At 61.6% G+C, this 17,267-nt stretch carries 15 protein-coding genes; 9 read left to right on the forward strand and 6 right to left on the reverse strand.

Annotation, left to right across the window (positions count from 1 at the left end):
* Window positions 1-155: 155 nt before the first annotated feature.
* Window positions 156-1,088: a GNAT family N-acetyltransferase gene (locus ACPWMG_RS08020; protein WP_483304121.1), complete on the forward strand. Its 933-nt coding sequence runs from the start codon at window positions 156-158 to the stop codon at window positions 1,086-1,088.
* Window positions 1,089-1,132: 44 nt separating this feature from the next.
* Here ACPWMG_RS08020 and ACPWMG_RS08025 read toward each other — a convergent pair whose 3' ends face one another.
* Both ACPWMG_RS08025 and ACPWMG_RS08030 read right to left on the reverse strand, forming a co-directional pair.
* The gene (locus ACPWMG_RS08025) at window positions 1,133-1,930 is read right to left on the reverse strand and encodes a segregation and condensation protein A (protein WP_483305205.1); all 798 of its coding nucleotides are present in this window, start codon (window positions 1,928-1,930) and stop codon (window positions 1,133-1,135) included.
* Between the two features lie 153 nt (window positions 1,931-2,083).
* Window positions 2,084-2,290, reverse strand: a complete 207-nt coding sequence (locus ACPWMG_RS08030) for a DUF3460 family protein (protein ID WP_483304122.1) — start codon at window positions 2,288-2,290, stop codon at window positions 2,084-2,086.
* A gap of 44 nt (window positions 2,291-2,334) precedes the next feature.
* Here ACPWMG_RS08030 and ACPWMG_RS08035 point away from each other — a divergent pair, with 44 nt between their 5' ends.
* Window positions 2,335-2,820, forward strand: coding sequence for an outer membrane protein assembly factor BamE (locus tag ACPWMG_RS08035; protein ID WP_483304123.1), 486 nt, complete (start codon window positions 2,335-2,337; stop codon window positions 2,818-2,820).
* Between the two features lie 84 nt (window positions 2,821-2,904).
* On the opposite strand, the gene metG is transcribed toward ACPWMG_RS08035, so the two are convergent.
* Window positions 2,905-4,971, reverse strand: coding sequence for a methionine--tRNA ligase (metG, locus tag ACPWMG_RS08040; protein ID WP_483304124.1), 2,067 nt, complete (start codon window positions 4,969-4,971; stop codon window positions 2,905-2,907).
* Window positions 4,972-5,180: 209 nt separating this feature from the next.
* Here metG and ACPWMG_RS08045 point away from each other — a divergent pair, with 209 nt between their 5' ends.
* Both ACPWMG_RS08045 and ACPWMG_RS08050 read left to right on the forward strand, forming a co-directional pair.
* Window positions 5,181-5,372 (forward strand): hypothetical protein, encoded by a 192-nt coding sequence (locus tag ACPWMG_RS08045; protein ID WP_483304125.1) that lies wholly within the window; start codon window positions 5,181-5,183, stop codon window positions 5,370-5,372.
* 132 nt (window positions 5,373-5,504) lie between these two features.
* Entirely contained in the window at window positions 5,505-7,163 is a 1,659-nt protein-coding gene (locus ACPWMG_RS08050) for an acyl-CoA dehydrogenase family protein (protein WP_483304126.1), read from the forward strand.
* On the opposite strand, the gene ACPWMG_RS08055 is transcribed toward ACPWMG_RS08050, so the two are convergent.
* Window positions 7,151-8,419: a patatin-like phospholipase family protein gene (locus ACPWMG_RS08055; RefSeq protein WP_483305206.1), complete on the reverse strand. Its 1,269-nt coding sequence runs from the start codon at window positions 8,417-8,419 to the stop codon at window positions 7,151-7,153. The two genes, ACPWMG_RS08050 and ACPWMG_RS08055, sit on opposite strands and share 13 nt — an antisense overlap.
* Before the next feature lie 426 nt (window positions 8,420-8,845).
* Between ACPWMG_RS08055 and ACPWMG_RS08060 the strand changes: the two genes are divergently transcribed.
* From ACPWMG_RS08060 to ACPWMG_RS08070, 3 genes are all read left to right on the forward strand, one after another.
* Window positions 8,846-9,031: a hypothetical protein gene (locus ACPWMG_RS08060; protein ID WP_483304127.1), complete on the forward strand. Its 186-nt coding sequence runs from the start codon at window positions 8,846-8,848 to the stop codon at window positions 9,029-9,031.
* A gap of 154 nt (window positions 9,032-9,185) precedes the next feature.
* A complete protein-coding gene (apbC, locus tag ACPWMG_RS08065; RefSeq protein ID WP_483304128.1) occupies window positions 9,186-10,277 on the forward strand; it encodes an iron-sulfur cluster carrier protein ApbC in 1,092 nt (363 codons plus the stop codon).
* A gap of 39 nt (window positions 10,278-10,316) precedes the next feature.
* Window positions 10,317-11,273, forward strand: coding sequence for a LysR family transcriptional regulator (locus tag ACPWMG_RS08070; RefSeq protein WP_483304129.1), 957 nt, complete (start codon window positions 10,317-10,319; stop codon window positions 11,271-11,273).
* 39 nt (window positions 11,274-11,312) lie between these two features.
* Here ACPWMG_RS08070 and ACPWMG_RS08075 read toward each other — a convergent pair whose 3' ends face one another.
* The gene (locus ACPWMG_RS08075; RefSeq protein WP_483304130.1) at window positions 11,313-11,516 is read right to left on the reverse strand and encodes a hypothetical protein; all 204 of its coding nucleotides are present in this window, start codon (window positions 11,514-11,516) and stop codon (window positions 11,313-11,315) included.
* A 155-nt stretch (window positions 11,517-11,671) separates the two neighbouring features.
* On the reverse strand, window positions 11,672-12,826 hold the full coding sequence (locus tag ACPWMG_RS08080; RefSeq protein WP_483304131.1) for a hypothetical protein: 1,155 nt from the start codon (window positions 12,824-12,826) through the stop codon (window positions 11,672-11,674).
* A 436-nt stretch (window positions 12,827-13,262) separates the two neighbouring features.
* On the opposite strand from ACPWMG_RS08080, the gene ACPWMG_RS08085 reads away from it, so the two are divergent.
* Together ACPWMG_RS08085 and ACPWMG_RS08090 are read left to right on the forward strand one after the other, a co-directional pair.
* Window positions 13,263-14,903 (forward strand): OFA family MFS transporter, encoded by a 1,641-nt coding sequence (locus tag ACPWMG_RS08085; protein WP_483304132.1) that lies wholly within the window; start codon window positions 13,263-13,265, stop codon window positions 14,901-14,903.
* Between the two features lie 23 nt (window positions 14,904-14,926).
* Entirely contained in the window at window positions 14,927-17,263 is a 2,337-nt protein-coding gene (locus ACPWMG_RS08090) for an FdhF/YdeP family oxidoreductase (protein WP_483304133.1), read from the forward strand.
* Window positions 17,264-17,267: the final 4 nt, after the last annotated feature.

Genomic DNA, 17,267 nt, shown 5'->3' on the forward strand with positions numbered 1-17,267 from the left:
GGCTGAGCCCTGTGCGGTGGGGGAGTGGCTGTCACGGTTCGTTCATAAATTCCACATATTGGTGTCATGCGGGGTTGCCAAACTCCTCGTAGCGCCGGGTGCACCTGCAGCCGGAAAAACACCAACAACGCACGCTTACGTGTATGGAGCTGATCATGAACGAGCTGCCCATCCCGACCTTCTCACTGGCCAGCATCACGCCGGCTTCGTTGCTGCGCCGCGCCATGCGTCCCAACACAGACAGCAAGCCCAGCCAACCTGCACGCGTCCAAATTCCCGCCCTCATGGAACCTATCAATCAACCTGTCCAGCCCATCATTGCGCCGGCATCCCGCCCGGCCGAAACCGAGAGCCTGGGCCAGCGCCATGGCATCAAGGTGTCCTGGGCACAGCACCAGGATGAAGTGCGCCAAGCCCAGCGCCTGCGTTACAGCGTGTTTGCCGAAGAGATGGGCGCGCGCCTGTCCACCAGCGTGCCCGGCCACGATGTGGACTTGTTCGACGATTTCTGCGAACACCTGATCGTGCGCGACGCCGAGACCCAGGCCGTGGTGGGCACCTACCGCGTGCTCACCCCGGTGCAAGCGCGCCGTGTGGGCAGCACCTACAGCGACACCGAATTTGATTTGGTGCGCCTGCGCAGCTTGCGCAACCGCATGGTGGAACTGGGCCGCAGCTGCGTGCACCCCGACTACCGCCAGGGCGGCGTGATCATGGCGCTGTGGGGTGCATTGGCCGACTTCATGGTGCGCAACCAGCTCGACACCATGGTGGGTTGTGCCAGCATCCCCATGCTGCACAACGGCGTGGTCAGTGGCGATGCGGCGGCCAGCATTTGGCGCCAACTGCGCGAAACCCATCTGGCCCCGATTGAATACCACGTGCTGCCGCGTCTGCCGTTGCCCGTGGACCAGCTCGACAGCAGCCTCGCCATCGAGCCGCCTGCGTTGATCAAGGGTTACCTGCGCTTGGGCGCCAAGGTGCTGGGCGCACCCGCTTGGGATCCAGACTTCAATACCGCCGACCTGCCGATGCTGATGCGCATTGGCGACCTGCCTGCACGTTACCGCAAGCACTTCCTGGGGTGATTGAAGAGGGGGCCGGTTGATCCGGTCTCCGAGCTAGACCGGCCTCAAACCGGCGAATACGCCAGCCGCACGTAGATCGGCGCAAAGGCTTCGGCCTGCGTGATCTCGATCAGCGTTTCTTTGCCGAGCTCCAGCAGCGCGATGAAGGTGACCACCAACACCGCCATGCCGCGCGCCGGGTCAAACAGTTCTTCAAACTCGACGAACTTGCGTCCCTGCAGACGCCTGAGCACTTGGCTCATATGCTCGCGCACCGACAGTTCTTCGCGGCTGATCTTGTGGTGCTGGACCAGCTTGGCGCGCTTCAAAATGTCGCGCCAGGCTTCTTGCAGGTCGGCCAATTCCACATCGGGAAAGCGCGGCTGCAGCGATTGTTCGATGTAGACCTGGGCCTTCAAGAAGTCGCGGCCGTACTGCGGCAGTGCGTTGAGCCGGGTCGAGGCCAGCTTCATTTCTTCGTATTCCAGCAGACGCCGCACCAGCTCGGCACGCGGATCTTCGGCCTCTTCGCCGTCGGCCGAAGGCTTGGGCGGCAACAGCATGCGCGACTTGATCTCGATCAGCATGGCCGCCATCAGCAAATATTCGGCCGCGAGCTCCAGGTTGCGGCTGCGGATCTCGTCCACGTAGGTCAGGTACTGCCGCGTGAGCCCGGCCATCGGGATGTCGAGGATGTTGAAGTTCTGCTTGCGGATCAGGTAGAGCAGCAGGTCGAGCGGGCCCTCGAAGGCTTCGAGAAACACCTCCAGCGCATCCGGTGGGATGTAGAGGTCCTGCGGCATGGCGAACAACGGTTCGCCGTAGAGCCGCGCCAAAGCCACCTGGTCGATCACGTTGGGCATCAAACCCGCTGCCGCAGAGGGTGCGGCGGGCAGGCTGTGCTCTGCGGAAGGCTCCGCTATGTCGCTCATGGTGCTATTGAATATGGAGCTGCTGACGCAGATGCAGCATACTCAGGATGCCAATTGGGCGCTGAAAAATAATCAGCGCGCAAATCAATCGGCGTTGGTTTGGTAGACGTAGGGCTTTTGTGCCACTTCGGCTTCGCGGTACTCAGTCCAGGCGGCGCGGTCTACGTTCTTGTCCCACAGCAGCGCGCGGCCAGCGAGTTGTTGGGCTTCCAGCTCGGGCTTCTTGGCCTTGAGGTCTTGGATGAACAGGGTGGCTTCGGACTTGTAATCGGGGCGACGAAAGATCGACATAAACTGAACCTCTTTGAATCAGCGCATTTTACGAGGGCCAGCAGATGACGAGGGCAATCCGCATGGGTATTTTGGCTTTTCTGTTGTCATTGGGCGCCTGCGACAACCAGCGCATCGACCAACTCGAAGAAGGCGTGGCCACCGAGGCCGACGTGATGGCGCGTTTTGGCCAGCCCGAAAACGTCTGGGACTCGCCCGAAGGCAAGGTGTTCGAATACAACCGCCAGCCCCAGGGCCAGAAGAACTACATGATCACCATTGGCCCAGACGGCAAGCTGGCCGCGCTGCGCCAGGTGCTTGCGCCGCGTTATTTCGCCCAGGTGCAGCCGGGCATGGCCATGGAAGACCTGCGCAAACTGCTGGGCAAGCCGGCCAAGGTCACGCCCTACAAGTTGAAGAACGAAACCGAGTGGGACTGGCGTTGGCAGGACGAGCATGGCGGCGCCATGGTGTTCACGGCGGTGCTGAACAGCGACCTGAAGGTGGTGCGCAGCGGCTCGGCCATCGACCCAGCGACCACCAAAAGTTAGCAAACTGTGGTTTACACACCCACAAAAAGTAAGAGGCCGTAAAGGCCTCTTACTTTTTGGAAGGGGCGGTAGCCCCACCCGGATTTAGCGCACGCGCATGCCCGGTGTCGCGCCCGGCAAAGGCTCCAGCACGTAAATGCCGGGGTTGGCCTTTTCGTCGCCGTGGCTTGCGGCCAGCACCATGCCCTCGCTCACGCCAAACTTCATCTTGCGTGGCGCCAGGTTGGCCACCAGCACGGTGTGTTTGCCCACCAGTTGCTCGGGCTTGTAGGCGCTGGCGATGCCGCTGAACACGTTGCGGGTTTTGCCTTCACCGGCGTCCAGCGTCAGGCGCAGCAGCTTGGTCGAACCCTCCACCGCTTCGCAGGCCACGATCAGCGCGATGCGCAGGTCGATCTTGGCAAAGTCGTCGATGGTGATGGTGGGGGCGATTTCTTCGCCGCCTGGGACCACTTTGGGCGCCTCGGGCGCTGCAGGCGGCTCGAACAAGGCGTCGAGTTGCTTGATGTCTACGCGTTGCATCAGATGTTTGTAGTCGCCGATCGCATGGCCTGCGCCCAGCAGGGTTTGCGCGTCGCTCGACTGCATTGGCGCGACGTTCAAGAAGGCCTCGACCTGCGTTGCCAGCGCGGGCAGCACGGGCTTCAGGTAGATGGTCAGCAGGCGGAAGGCTTCGATGCAGGTGGTGCACACGTCTTGCAGGCGGGCGTCCTGGCCTTCTTGTTTGGCCAGTTCCCAGGGCTTGTTGGCGTCGACGTATTCGTTCACGCGGTCGGTCAACAGCATGGTCTCGCGCAGGGCACGTGCGGTATCGCGCGCTTCGAACGACTTGGCAATGCCTTCGCTCTGTGCGCGGATGGTGTTCAGCAACTCGGCGCCGTCGGCTGAGGCCGTGCCCAGCTTGCCGTCGAAGCGCTTGGCGATGAAGCCGGCCGCACGCGAGGCGATGTTGACGAACTTGCCAATCAGATCGCTGTTGACGCGCTTCATGAAGTCGTCGGCCGTGAAGTCGATGTCTTCATTGCGGCCGTTGAGCTTGGCGGCCAGGTAGTAGCGCAGCCATTCGGGGTTCATGCCCAGGGCCAGGTACTTGAGCGGGTCCAGGCCGGTGCCGCGGCTCTTGCTCATCTTCTCGCCGTTGTTCACGGTCAGGAAACCGTGCACGCAGATCTTGTCGGGTGTCTTGCGGCCGCTGAACTTCAGCATGGCGGGCCAGAACAAGGTGTGGAAGGTGATGATGTCCTTGCCGATGAAGTGGTACTGCTCCAGATCGGGGTTGGCCATGTAGGCGTCAAAGCTTTCACCGCGCTTTTCCAGCAGGTTCTTCAACGAGGCCAGATAGCCCACGGGCGCGTCGAGCCAGACGTAGAAGTATTTGCCCGGCGCGTCGGGGATTTCGATGCCGAAGTAGGGCGCATCACGGCTGATGTCCCAGTCGCCCAGGCCTTCGCTGGTGCTGCCATCGGGGTTGGTGCGTGTGCCAAACCATTCTTTGATCTTGCCGGCCACCTCGGGCTGCACGTGCACGCCGTTCTGCGTCCATTCAGTCAGGAATTCGACGCAGCGTGGGTCGGACAGTTTGAAGAAGAAGTGCTCCGACGACTTCAGCACCGGCTTGGCGCCCGACAAGGCAGAGTACGGGTTGATCAAATCGGTGGGCGCGTAGACCGAGCTGCAGACCTCGCAGTTGTCACCGTACTGGTCTTTGGCGTGGCAGCGCGGGCATTCACCCTTGATGAAGCGGTCGGGCAGGAACATGTTCTTCTCGGGGTCGAAGAACTGCTCGATGGTTCGCGTCTCGATGAAACCTGCGGCCTTGAGGTCGCGGTAGATCTGTTGCGACAGCGCGTGGTTTTCCGGGCTGTCGGTGTTGCTCCAGTTGTCGAAGGCGATGTGGAAGCCGTCGAGGTAGGGCTTGCGGCCAGCGGCAATGTCAGCCACGAACTGCTGCGGCGTCTTGCCGGCTTTTTCAGCGGCGATCATGATGGGGGCGCCGTGGGCGTCGTCCGCCCCCACAAAGTTCACCGCGTGGCCCTGCATTCGTTGGAACCGCACCCAGATGTCGGCCTGGATGTATTCCATGATGTGGCCGATGTGGAAGTTGCCGTTGGCGTAGGGCAGTGCGGTGGTGACGAAGAGTTGGCGTGGCATGGGCAGCGGGCTTTCGACTGAGCGTGAGGGGAACCGGCCATTTTAGTCGGGCGAGTCGGGGTAGCCCGGTGCGGGGATTTGCGGGCCGCGTTTAACAGCTTCGGCGCGCTTTGTGGTGCGGTTTGAACACCTTCAAGCGCATGCGCCTTTTTCCTACAAGAGCGCTGAGTGGGCCTCGGTAATCTCTGGCTACATCCAAGGAGGCCCACATGTTCACGCAAAACTTCGCCAGCACGCTGCATCAGATGTTTATCGACGTCTCGGAAGCGCGGTTCATGAGCCCCGAAGCGGCTGCCGCCTTGCCGCAGCGCGCCTGGGATAGCGCGACCTTGGCGCAGGAGGCCTTCCAATCGCAAGAGGTCGACCTCGCCCAGCGTGTGCGTGAAGTCGGCGAGTGGTAAACCCGGCAGATTGAGCTGTCGCCGATGCAGCAACTAAAGCGCCAGGCATAGTGGCAACCCGCGTAGCCAAACGGCGCATTTTTTCTAGACTTGAAGGCAACCGTACCTGACCCGTGCCTTCAAGGAACCCAGATGGACACACCGTGGACCACACACGAAGTCTTCAATCAATTTGACGCGCTCACCGGCTACAACCTGTTCACTACAGACGTGGCCTTGCAGCAGGCCGTGACGGCGGCCGGGGCCGACTGGGCCTTGCCCGTGCTCAGAAACTTCGGCGCCGAGGTGGGCTCGGCGCAAACCTTTCAATACGCCGACGAGGCCAACCGCATCCTGCCGGTGCTGCATAGCTTTGATGCGCGCGGCCGGCGCATCGACCAGGTGGAGTTTCACCCGTCGTGGCATGCGCTGATGGCCGGTTTTCGCCAAGGTGGCTGGGTGGCGCAGGCGTTTGCCGATGCCCGCCCCGGCCGTTGGGTGGCCAATATCGCCGCGATGTACTTGCACAGCCAGGTGGAGTCGGGCTCCATGTGCCCGGCCACCATGACCTGGGCCAGCATTCCGTTGCTGCAGCGCGAACCGGCGCTCTGGGCGCAACTTGGCGACAAGTTGTTGAGCCCGACCTATGACCCACGCGACGCTCCGCTGGCTCAAAAAACGGCCATCTACATCGGCATGGGGATGACCGAAAAACAGGGCGGATCGGACGTGCGCGCCAACACCACCACGGCCACGCCCATCGGCGCTGAAGGGCGGGGGCAACCGTATTTGATTCGCGGCCACAAATGGTTTTTCTCTGCGCCGATGTGTGATGCGCATTTGGTGGTGGCGCGCACGGCTGACGGCGGGCCGTCGTGCTTCTTTGTGCCCCGCTGGCGCCCCGATGGCACGAAGAACCCCGTGCAAATCCAGCGGCTCAAAAACAAGCTGGGCAACAAAAGCAATTCGAGCAGCGAGGTGGAGTTTTTGGACGCCTGGGGTGTGCTCATGGGTGAAGAGGGGCGCGGCATTCCCACCATCATCGAGATGGCCAACTACACCCGCCTGTCGTGTGTGATGAGCAGCGCCTCGTTCATCCGCCAGGCGCTGGTGCAGGCGCTGGCATACACGCGCCAACGCAAGGCCTTTGGCCGCGTGCTGGCCGAGCAGCCGCTGATGCGCGCCGTGCTGGCTGATCTGGCCATCGAGAGCGAAGCCGCGCTGGCGCTGACCATGCGCCTGGCCCACGCCTTTGAGCACACCGACGACCCGGTGGAACAGGCCTGGAAGCGCATCGTCACGCCTGCCGCCAAGTTCTGGGTGTGTAAACGCGCGGTGGAGTTGACGGGCGAGGCGATGGAGACCTTTGGCGGCAACGGCTATGTGGAAGACGGCCCCATGGCGCGGCTGTACCGCGAGGCGCCGGTGAACTCCATTTGGGAAGGCTCGGGCAACGTGATGTGCCTGGACGTGATGCGTGCCGTGGCCCGCGACCCTGAGGCCGCGCTGGCGTTGATCGCGCAGGCTGAAGCCGCTGCACCTGACGATGCGCCGGTGGTTGCCGCAGCGCAGGTTTTGCGCGCCATGTTGCGCGGCGCACCTGATCAGTTGGAAGGCCAGGGGCGTCTGTTTTGCCAGCGGCTGGTGCTGTTGCTGCAGGCCGGTCTGCTGCGCCAGACCACGCCTGCCGTGGTGGCCGATGCGTTCATCCGCACCCGTTTTGGCACGCCCGGCTGGGGCGGCGTGACGGGCGCGCTAGACCCGGCTGGTGTGGATGTGGCGGCGTTGTTGGCGCGGGCTTACCCGGCCTGAGCCGCGACTGCCGCACGGGCCTCGGCTGGTTGCAGCCGTGTATCAGGCCAGCCAAAAAACGCGCACACCTCGGCGCTCTGGCGGCAAGTGTCGGCGTAGCCCATGGCCATCAATTCCTGTGTGTATTCGGCTTCGAACAGCAGGTAGCTGGCGAGGGCTGCGCCGCGCGCGTCTTCCACACGCGACGACACCCCCATGCCGCCCAGCATGGCGCGCACCGTGGGTGGCAGCCGTTTGACGTGGCGCGCTGCCACTACGTCCACGCGTTCAGATGGCGAAATGATCAGCAGCTCAATGGGCCGTAGCGTGGCTTCTTTTTGCGCCTGTGGCGGAATCAGTTTGAGCGTGCGGTTGACCCGCTGAACACGTTCCACATCAACGGACAACGCATCCAAAAAGATGTTCGACAAAGCGTGGCCGGCAATTTGCGCCATGCTCGGGTAGGTGTTGCTTGCCATGGTGGGGGCCTCGCCCTTGGGCTCGTGCATGCGTCCCGCGCCCACCACCAGAATGCGCTGAGCGCCAAAGTGAATGGCCGGCGCAATGGGAGCCGATTGGCGCATGGAGCCGTCGCCAAAAAACTCGGTGTGGTGCTCCATGGCCAGTGGCATCGCCGGAAACACAAACGGAATAGCCGACGACGCCAACAAGTGGTCGATGGTGATTTCGTGCGGAATGCCGTAGCGTTGTGAACGGTTCCAGCCGCGCAGCTCGGGGCTGCCTTGAAAAAAGGTCACGTGCTCGCCTGAGCTGTAGCTGGAAGCGGTGACGGCCAGCGCGCGCAGGTGGCCTTCGCCGATCAACGCTGGAATGCGCTTCAGTGGCACCATGTCTTCGAGCAAGGTGCGCAGTGGGGTGTTGTCCAGCAGCGAGCGCGGCGAAACGCGGCGCCATTTGTTGATCATCCAGCCCAGCGACAGCAACGTCAGCCAACTGGCGCCGCTACGCACCACGCCCAGCGAGCCGGTGTGGTAGACCTGCTCGGCCCTGAAGTTGCGCCAAACTTCGGCAATGCGCCGCACGGCGCCGTCAAAGTCGTCGGCCCCGCCGGCCAGCGCTGCAGCGTTGATGGCCCCGGCCGACGTGCCGGTGATGATGGGGAAGGGGTTCGGCCCCTGGCCTTGCCCGGCCGCTCGGCGCAAATCAGCCAAAGCTTCCAGCACGCCCACTTGGTAAGCGGCGCGGGCGCCACCGCCCGTCAACAACAGGCCCGTGTCTTCCAATGCGCAGACGGTGGCGGGGCGCACATGAGGCAAGCCGTTAGCCAGCAATTCATAGCCCGGAATAGGCTCGGCATTCAGGTCGGGTGGGAGGACGAGGGGCGCAGTCGGTTGTTGCAAGAGGTCTCCTATGGCGGACGATCATCCAGCCTTGTTTTTCTACTCACCGTGGAACGGCATTACCTGTCAGTTATCGCAGAAATTGTTATCAATTTGTATCGGGTATGTCGCCAGACCTGTACGCGCAGGGTTGCCAATGGCGATAATTGCACCATCAATGCTGCAGTCTCGTGTCGATGTGGTTTTGTAGTCAAAAAAACGGGCTCCAGCAAAGTGGAAGTACCCTGAAAGAGACAACCTGACGCGACAACTGGATATGCAAAAACTATTTGCATTGTTTGTGATAGTCCCTCAATTGAAGCCTGCCCGCGTAGTCACAACCGGCGCGGTAGGAGTGAAAACATGATCCGCATTCCCCTTTACCGAAGAGGTGCTGTGGTGCGCTACAACGGAAAAGAAGCCACCATCAGCCACATCCTCATCCGCAAATCGACCTTGTACGTGTGCTTGAACGAAATTGAGCGTCCGATCCTGGCGCAGGACATCGACATTGAGCCGACGGTGCTGGAGCTGTCGCGCGGCGCTTAAGACTCTTTGTGAAAAATTAGCCTCTGGTGCAGGCTGTATAAGCGTAAGCCGCTATCAACAAGATAGTGGGGAATGCGCGCAACGCCTGAAAGCCCGGCGGCCAAAGAGGTCGAACCCTCTTCGCTAGACTACGGGGCCTTCAGGAGAACCCCCCATGTCCGTCACAGAACAGCTCGTACGCACCGCCCTCGCTGGCGTTGTGGATCCCCAAACCGGTCAAGACCTGGCGTCTGCCAAAGCCATACGCGGCGTGCGTGTGGAGGCCAGCGGTGTGGTGGTCGACATTGAGCTGGGCTACCCCGCCAAAAGCCTCATTCCGGCGTTACAACAAAGCGTGACGGCAGCTGTGCAAGCCGCAGCGCCTGGCGCGGCGGTGACTGTCAACGTGCGCAGCGAAGTCGTGCCGCATGCGGTGCAGCGCGGCGTGCAACTCTTGCCCGGCGTCAAAAACATTGTGGCTGTGGCCTCCGGCAAAGGCGGCGTAGGCAAAAGCACCACCGCAGCCAACCTGGCCCTGGCCTTGGCGGCCGAGGGTGCAAGCGTTGGCCTGCTCGACGCCGATATTTATGGCCCGAGCCAGCCCATGATGATGGGCATCAACGGCAAGCCCGAAAGCCTGGACGGCAAGATCATGGAGCCGCTGTTGAACCACGGCGTGCAAGTCATGTCGATCGGCTTTCTGGTCGAGCCTGACCAAGCCATGATCTGGCGTGGCCCGATGGCCACCCAAGCGCTGGAGCAACTGCTGCGCCAAACCAACTGGAAAGACCTGGACTATTTGATCGTCGACATGCCACCCGGCACCGGCGACATTCAGCTCACCCTGAGCCAGCGCGTGCCCATGACCGGTGCCGTGGTGGTGACCACGCCGCAAGACATCGCTTTGCTCGACGCCAAGAAGGGCATCAAGATGTTTGAGAAGGTCGGCGTGCCGATCCTGGGCATTGTGGAAAACATGGCCGTGCACATCTGCAGCCAATGTGGTCACGCCGAGCACATCTTCGGCGCCGATGGCGGCAAGAAAATGGCCGCCGAGTACGGCATGCCCTACCTGGGCGCGCTGCCGCTGGACATCAACATCCGCCTGCAAGCCGATACCGGCCGCCCCACCGTGGTGGCCGACCCCGATGGCGAAATTGCCGGCCTGTACAAGGCCATGGCGCGCCAGGTGGCGGTGGCGATTGCGGGCAAGAACAAAGACTATTCGAGCAAGTTCCCCACCATCTCGATCAGCAAAAACACCTGACGCACCTGAAGAACATCTGACGCTCTGAGCTGCTGACCCATGAACCTGCTCGCGCCCATGCGTTACCTGGTGGCTCTACACGAGCACCAGCACTTTGGCCGCGCCGCGCAGGCCTGCCACATCACGCAGCCCGCGTTGTCCAACGCCATCCGTGCATTGGAAGCCGACTTTGGTGTGGTGATCGTCAAGCGCGGGCGCGCCTATGCCGGCCTGACGCATGAGGGCGAGCAAGTGCTGCGCACAGCGCAGCGCATGCTGCAAGAACACGAGCTGCTGCGCCAGGAACTGAGCCATGGCGCGGGGCAGTTGCAGGGCTCGTTGCGCATGGCGGCGGTGCCCACGGCGGTGCCGGTGCTGTCGTTGTTTGCGGCCATGTTGCACCGCCAGCATCCGGGCTTGCGGCCGGTGGTCATGTCGATGAGTTCTCACGACCTGGAAGCCGGGTTGGAGAATTTATCGATCGATCTGGGCCTGGGCTACACCGAACGCATGCACTTGCGCAGCGTGCAGTTCACCGCGTGGCCGCAATACACCGAGCACTATTACCTGCTGCGCCGCGCCGCGCCTGCGGCAGGAAACAAGCGTCGTGGCATGGGATTTGGTGCGCCCATTTCTTGGGCCGATGCGGCAGAGTTTCCGTTGTGCCTTCTCACACCCGACATGCACAACCGCACCATCATCGACCAGGCCTTTGCCGATGCCGGGCGTGAGGTGGCGCCCGCCATCGAAACCAATTCGGTGTTGACACTGGCGTTGGCCGTGCTGGAAGGGCACATGTGTTGTGTATTGCCCGGCGCAATGGTGGGGGCGGTGGCGAGCAATCCCGATCTGGAGGCCTTACCCCTGGTGGCGCCGGAAATTCTGACGCCCATCGGCTTCATGGCTCAGGCGGGTGTGCGTGCCTCACGTGCGTTGGAGGCGGCGCTGGTGTTGCTGGAGTCGGCTGATTGGCAAGCGCAGATTGCCACGCATGCAGGGTCGCTGGCGAGAAACTAGCCAACACCAATCAACACGGGGCGACGGGACTCAAGCGAATCAAGCGCCCAGTGCGTACATCAGCATGCCGATGCCACACATCAGCAAGGCATTCATCAAGAGCACCAGCATTTCTTCTGTGTCTTGGTTGGGGCTCACGGCGCTGGCGCGGTACATGTCTTGTGTCTCTTCCAACCAGGACGTTTCGTTCTGCTTGTACGACAGGGTCACGCGGCGAATGTAGCTAGAGAAACGATGTGCCATTTGGTGCTCCTTGCAGTCATCAGACTTGATGGGTGAATTGTCTGAGCGGCACCCCTGAGAAGCATGGCATGAGTGTGAACTCGGACCGGCACATCTCCCAAACGAAGCCGGGGTGCAGAGCACCCCGGAAAGGCTTTCACAAGTTGTTTGTTTGCTTATTTGGAACGTAGCAGCAAGGCCAGCGTGGGCTGGAGGTTTTCGGTGCTGAGGTCCACCGAGCCCGACATGTCGGCCACGTTCTTCGGCAATTCGTTCTCCAGCCGTAGTGTGCGCGCGGCCAGCAATTGTTTGGCGTCGTCTTCGCTGATGGTGCCCACCGCCACGAAGGTGGCTGTGGCATCTGCGTCGTTGCGAGCCCAGGAGCGGGTAGGCGACACGGGAATGGCGCATTTATCGGTACGCAGCGAAATATCGGGCTTGCCGCCCACGGGGAACAGTTGGATGCGCGCATCGTCCATCAACGTGCGGTTCAACTCGGTCGAGGTGATCATGACCAGCTTGCCTTCGTGGTAGCCCAGCATCAGGCTGACGTTGCGCCCGTTGCTGATTTCCTGGCGCACGGTGACCACGGGCAGGCCGGTGCCTGAATCGGTCAACATCCAGGGGCTGGCGTAGGGTTGGGTGTTGTCTATGCGAACCTGTGAAAGCTGCGATTCCGAGAACCAAACCATGCTGCCGGGCAGGGCGAGCGCGGCCACATTGAGTATTTCTGGCCGTACACCCATGTCGCGCAGGTAGGCCGCAAGCTCTGCTGCGGGCGGGTTGATGGGGCCGCCCACCACGTTCTTCACCGGAATACGCGGAATCTGCTGCATGCCCATCTTGGATTCGACGTCGACGCTGCGTTGCACACCACCGGCGAAAGCAATCACGCAGGCCGCGTTGCAGCGCGCATTGGTGACAAAAGTCTCAGCTCGGTCGGTTTGGTCCAGGCTCACGCGGGTGTAGCCCGATTCCAGGTTGGTGTTGAGTTTGTTGGCGCGCAGGTAGCGGCCCAGGTTCAGCGCACCGGTCATGCTGCCGCCGGGGCTATCGAATGAAATTTTTGGGGAGGCGGGCAACGCGTCCGTTTGGGCTGTCCTGGTTTTAAGGAACTGGTCCAACTTGGCTGTGGTTTCCATTTCAATCGTGCCTTCAGCCAGCACCTGTGTTGCACACAGTGCGCTGGCTCCGTTGCAGGGTTTGAAGGTCGAGAAGCGCATGGTGGCTTCGTAGTGCTGAGAGGCGGCGTCGGGCACCACTTTTTCAGCAAAGGCGTTTTGGCCCAGAAAGGTCAGCGTGGCAAGAACGAGTGCGGCGGCGGTTTTCATGGTGTTTTTGTCGGTGAGTGGTGATCAGGGAACGACGTTAGGCATGCTCTTTGGATAGGGTGATTGGAACTAAAAACGAACGATCGTTCGATGAAATTTGTCACTCAAACTGAACCTGTATGCTGGATTGCTCACCATCCGATGAACGGTTATTGCGTACTGTTTTGTGATCGTTCTGAGGGCATCGTGCGCTTCCCGCGAACGCGGTTTGTGGCGCGTTTGTGAACTCTTGGTGGTGTCAATTTCAGGTGCTTCAACAACTTGGGAGCGCCTGTCGAACACGCACCTACATTCATTTCTTGAATCGCGCCATGTGTTGAATCAATTTGACGCAATTTGTCCGTGCAACGACACTCGCCGCCGCCTGCGACCACCTATGGCACAAGAGAGGCCGTCGCAGGCGTGCCACAACATCCAAAAAGGAAGAGGACACTTCATGTCAGATCCAACCCCAGGTTTCCTGGAAAAAGAACGCATCATCGCGGGCCCCGGTTTCAACCGCTGGCTGGTGCCGCCGGCCGCGCTGGCCATTCACTTGTGCATCGGCATGGCCTATGGCTTCTCGGTGTTCTGGCTGCCTCTGTCCAAAGCCTTGCAGACCGCAGGCACTGGCGCTCAGACGTGCGCCAAGGAAATGAGTTTCTTCGCCGAGCTGTTTGCCTCTGGCTGCGATTGGCGCGTGGCCACGCTGGGCTGGATGTACACCCTGTTCTTCGTGCTGCTGGGCTCGTCTGCAGCGCTGTGGGGCGGCTGGCTGGAACGTGCCGGCCCGCGCAAGGCTGGTGTGGTGTCGGCCGTGTGCTGGTGCGGTGGCATGTTGCTGTCGGCACTGGGCATTTACCTGCACCAGTTCTGGCTGATGATTGTGGGCTCGGGTGTGATCGGCGGCATTGGCCTCGGTCTGGGCTACATCTCGCCGGTGTCTACCCTCATCAAGTGGTTCCCTGACCGTCGTGGCATGGCCACCGGCATGGCCATCATGGGTTTCGGCGGCGGGGCCATGATCGGCTCGCCCTTGGCGGTTGATTTGATGAAGAACTTTGCCACCCCTACCGATGTGGGCGTGATGCAAACCTTCGTCGTCATGGCGCTGGTCTATTTTGTGTTCATGATGGGCGGCGCCTTGGGTTACCGCGTGCCGCCTACCGGCTGGAAGCCAGAAGGCTGGACGCCACCTCCCGCCAAAGCCAACACCATGATCACGCAACGCCACGTGCACGTGAAAAAGGTTTGGGGCATTCCCCAGTTCTGGCTGCTGTGGACGGTGCTGTGCATGAACGTGAGCGCCGGTATTGGCGTGATCGGCATGTCGTCCCCCATGCTGCAAGAAGTGTTTGGCGGCGCGCTGATCGGTGTGCCCACCAAGTTTGGTGAACTCGACAAGACCCAACTGGCGGCCATCGCCACGGTGGCCGGTGGCTTTACCGCGCTGCTGTCGCTGTTCAACATCGGCGGCCGCTTCTTCTGGGCCAGCCTGTCCGACAAGCTGGGTCGCAAGATGACCTACGTGGTGTTCTTCGTGCTGGGTGGCCTGCTGTACTTCAGCGTGCCGTCTTCCGCCAGCGCCGGCAGCAAGCTGCTGTTTGTGGGTGCGTTCTGCATCATCTTGAGCATGTACGGCGGCGGCTTTGCCACCATCCCGGCTTACCTGGCCGACTTGTTTGGCACGCAATTTGTGGGCGCCATCCACGGCCGTCTGCTGACCGCCTGGGCCACTGCCGGCATTTTGGGCCCAGTGGTGGTGAACTACATGCGCGAGTACCAACTCGGCCTTGGCTTGCCACGCGAACAGGTCTATAACCAGACCATGTACATCCTGGTGGGCATGCTGGTCATCGGCTTGATTGCCAACCTGCTGGTACGCCCGATTGCCGACAAACACTTCATGAGCGACGAAGAGTTGGCCGTTGAAAAACGCCTGGCGCACGAGAAGGCGCAAGCCGCTGAAGTGACTGGTACGGGCGGCAACGACCAGACCAGCACCATCACTGTGGCACTGGCCTGGTTGGCCGTGTGTATTCCGCTGGCCTGGGGCATTTACCGCACCCTGATCAGCACCGCCAAGTTCTTCAACTAAGAACCCAGCCAAGGAGACCTGCGATGAGCGAACAAAAAATTGAGTTCTACACCGGCCCAGCCGGTGGATGGGGTGCGCTGCGCAGTGTCTCCAAAGCTTTGATGAAGCAGCATATTGCGGTCAAGGGCGCGAAGACGCTGCTCTCGGCCAACCAGCCGGACGGCTTTGACTGCCCCGGCTGCGCCTGGCCCGACCGCAACCATGCTTCTACTTTTGAATTTTGCGAAAACGGTGTGAAGGCTGTGGCTGCAGAGGCCACCGCCAACCGTGTGGGCCGCGCATTTTTTGCCGAACACACGGTCACCTCGCTGGCCGAGCAAAGCGACTACTGGCTCGAAGACCAGGGCCGCTTGACCGAGCCCATGGTGCTCGACGTGGCCAGCGACAAATACGTGCCCATCAGTTGGGACGACGCCTTTGCGCTGGTGGCGCAGCACCTCAACGCCTTGGCTGACCCGAACGAGGCCATCTTCTACACCTCGGGCCGGGCCAGCAACGAGGCCGCATTTTTGTACCAGTTGTTTGTGCGCGAGTACGGCACCAACAACTTTCCCGATTGCTCGAACATGTGCCACGAGCCCAGCGGCAGTGGCATGCGCCCGCAAATTGGCGTGGGCAAGGGCACGGTCACGCTCGAAGACTTTGAGCATGCCGACGCGATTTTCATCTTCGGCCAGAACCCCGGCACCAACCATCCGCGCATGCTGGGTGAACTGCGCGAGGCGCACAAACGTGGCACGCAGATCGTCAGCTTCAACCCGCTGCGCGAGCGCGGCCTGGAGCGCTTTGCCGACCCGCAAGACAAGTTTGAAATGGCCACCATGGGCTCCACGCCCATCAGCACGCACTACTTCCAATTGCGCGTGGGCGGCGACCTGGCCGCGGTCAAGGGCATGATGAAACACCTGCTGGAGCTGGAAGCCGCAGGCGAGAACGTGCTCGACCACGCGTTCATCCAAGAACACACGGTTGGCTTTGATGTACTGCAAGCCAACGTGTTGGCCGAATCCTGGCCGCTGATCGAACAAGAGTCGGGCCTGAGCGAAGAGCAGATCCGTGCCGCTGCCGAGGTCTACCGCAAGGCCAAGCGGGTGATCGCTTGCTGGGGCATGGGCATCACCCAACACATGCACGCGGTGGGCACGATCCAGATGATCGTCAACCTGCTGATGCTGCGCGGCAACCTGGGCCGCGAAGGCGCAGGTGCCTGCCCCGTGCGCGGCCACAGCAACGTGCAGGGCGACCGCACCATGGGCATTTGGGAAAAGCCGCCCGCAGCGCTGCTCGACCGCCTGGAAAAAGTCTTCAACTTCAAGGCGCCGCGCGCCAATGGTGTGGACACGGTTGAAGCCATTCAGCAAATGCTAGACGGCAACGGCAAAGTCTTCTTCGCCCTGGGCGGCAACTTTGCCGCCGCCACACCCGACACCTATGTGACCTGGCGCGCGCTGCAGAAGTGCGAACTGACGGTGCACGTCACCACCAAGCTCAACCGCAGCCACGTGGTGCACGGCAAGGCCGCGCTGATTCTGCCGTGCCTGGGCCGCACCGAGATCGACATGCAGGTCGGCGGCACGCAGGGCGTGACGGTGGAAGACTCGATGAGCATGGTGCACATGTCGGTGGGTATCAACCCGCCGGCGTCTGACATGTTGTTGTCCGAGCCCGCCATCGTGGCGCGCCTGGCCGCTGCCACTATCGGCAAGCGTAGCCAAACGCCGTGGCTGTGGCTGATCGAAGACTACAGCCGCATCCGCGACAAGATCGAAGCCGTGTTCGACGACTTCAAGGACTTCAACGCCAAGGTCGCCAAGCCTGGCGGCTTTCGCCTGCGCAACACGGCCAGCGAACGTGTGTGGGTCACCGCCAGCAAAAAGGCGCAGTTTGAAGTGCACGCTGTGCCCATCGACACGCCTTCACATCAAGCGCGCGCGCGTGGGCTCGATACGACGGTCTTCACGCTGCTGACGACGCGTTCGCACGACCAATACAACACCACCATCTACGGCATGGACGACCGCTACCGTGGCGTGTTTGGTCAGCGCCGCGTGGTGTTCATCAACGCCAAGGACATCAAGCACCTGGGCATGAAGGACGGCGACTGGGTCGACATCCTCACCGTGTGGAGCGACGGACAGGAACGAAGGGCCGACAAGTTCAAACTGGTGGCCTACGACATTCCGCGCGGCAACCTTGCGGCCTATTACCCCGAGACGAATCCGCTGGTGCCTTTGTCATCGGTAGCCTTGAACGCGGGCACTCCGACATCGAAGTCGATTCCGGTGGTGTTGGTGCCGCATGGGGAAGTGGGCTCTGGGGCAACGACCCGTACAGCAGAGATGGCGAAAACCCACGCGTAAACTG

Source organism: Hydrophilobacter chitinilyticus (assembly GCF_049860745.1).
Lineage (GTDB): Bacteria > Pseudomonadota > Gammaproteobacteria > Burkholderiales > Burkholderiaceae_C > Rhodoferax_B.

What these genes read in the sequence shown, in the direction of transcription:
- ACPWMG_RS08025 (WP_483305205.1), bottom strand. Translation starts at nt 1,930, where the DNA reads ATGCCCAACGTGATCGACCAGGTGGCTTTGGCGCGGCTCTACGGCGAA.
- ACPWMG_RS08035 (WP_483304123.1), top strand. Translation starts at nt 2,335, where the DNA reads ATGACGAGGGCAATCCGCATGGGTATTTTGGCTTTTCTGTTGTCATTG.
- ACPWMG_RS08050 (WP_483304126.1), top strand. Translation starts at nt 5,505, where the DNA reads ATGGACACACCGTGGACCACACACGAAGTCTTCAATCAATTTGACGCG.
- ACPWMG_RS08060 (WP_483304127.1), top strand. Translation starts at nt 8,846, where the DNA reads ATGATCCGCATTCCCCTTTACCGAAGAGGTGCTGTGGTGCGCTACAAC.
- ACPWMG_RS08085 (WP_483304132.1), top strand. Translation starts at nt 13,263, where the DNA reads ATGTCAGATCCAACCCCAGGTTTCCTGGAAAAAGAACGCATCATCGCG.
- ACPWMG_RS08020 (WP_483304121.1), top strand. Translation starts at nt 156, where the DNA reads ATGAACGAGCTGCCCATCCCGACCTTCTCACTGGCCAGCATCACGCCG.
- ACPWMG_RS08075 (WP_483304130.1), bottom strand. Translation starts at nt 11,516, where the DNA reads ATGGCACATCGTTTCTCTAGCTACATTCGCCGCGTGACCCTGTCGTAC.
- ACPWMG_RS08030 (WP_483304122.1), bottom strand. Translation starts at nt 2,290, where the DNA reads ATGTCGATCTTTCGTCGCCCCGATTACAAGTCCGAAGCCACCCTGTTC.
- ACPWMG_RS08080 (WP_483304131.1), bottom strand. Translation starts at nt 12,826, where the DNA reads ATGAAAACCGCCGCCGCACTCGTTCTTGCCACGCTGACCTTTCTGGGC.
- ACPWMG_RS08045 (WP_483304125.1), top strand. Translation starts at nt 5,181, where the DNA reads ATGTTCACGCAAAACTTCGCCAGCACGCTGCATCAGATGTTTATCGAC.
- metG (WP_483304124.1), bottom strand. Translation starts at nt 4,971, where the DNA reads ATGCCACGCCAACTCTTCGTCACCACCGCACTGCCCTACGCCAACGGC.
- ACPWMG_RS08070 (WP_483304129.1), top strand. Translation starts at nt 10,317, where the DNA reads ATGAACCTGCTCGCGCCCATGCGTTACCTGGTGGCTCTACACGAGCAC.
- ACPWMG_RS08090 (WP_483304133.1), top strand. Translation starts at nt 14,927, where the DNA reads ATGAGCGAACAAAAAATTGAGTTCTACACCGGCCCAGCCGGTGGATGG.
- apbC (WP_483304128.1), top strand. Translation starts at nt 9,186, where the DNA reads ATGTCCGTCACAGAACAGCTCGTACGCACCGCCCTCGCTGGCGTTGTG.